Annotated in this window: 1 protein-coding gene; it reads left to right on the top strand. The window is 54.7% G+C overall.

The window, feature by feature from the left end:
- The first annotated feature begins 357 nt into the window (after window positions 1-357).
- Window positions 358-597, top strand: coding sequence for a helix-turn-helix transcriptional regulator (locus ACLBWH_RS18415; protein WP_447800342.1), 240 nt, complete (start codon window positions 358-360; stop codon window positions 595-597).
- Window positions 598-622 lie beyond the last annotated feature (25 nt).

The raw sequence follows: 622 nt of genomic DNA, 5'->3' as shown, positions 1-622 counted from the left end.
TATCCTGCATCTTCGACTCCTTATCGATAAACAATGTGCATCGTTTATCGATAAGGTCAAGGACGAAAGATGGCTGCTTGATTGGCTTCTATCAACGTCGGCTGCTGTTCCAGCCCCGCCGACAACCGAGTTAGTTTGCGATGAGCGGACGTCCGAAGTTTGTGAGCGGGCAGGGTGCCTTGAGCGAACGCATCTGGGTCACCCCCAGTTAGCCATCTTCATGTCCTAATTTGTTGAAGACCCCGGTGGCGTCGGCTCGTGCTAAAACTTTCTGGCGCGAGCGACGATAGCCAATTGCAATTTTGGCAAAATCTTGTGTATACACAACGAATCGTAGCGAGTCGGGTATTTGAGGCTATGCATAACAGGATTGCGGTCTTCCGCGCCGAGCATGGGTTGTCGCGTCGGCAGCTCGCGGAGGCTGTGGACGTCAACCCACAGACGATCGGGTATCTTGAGCGTGGCGATTACAAGCCTAGCCTTGAGCTCGCCCTTAAGGTCGCCGGGGTGTTCAACGTGCCTGTCGAGCTGATCTTCTCGCTCACCCCGTTCGAAGCGATCGCAAGTAGCCTGCGGCGGATAGGAGTGGAGCAATGAGCAACCGGCAGCATCGTTTTCTCAC

The organism is Sphingomonas sp. M6A6_1c, from assembly GCF_053345135.1.
This window is presented reverse-complemented; position numbering and strand designations above follow the sequence as displayed.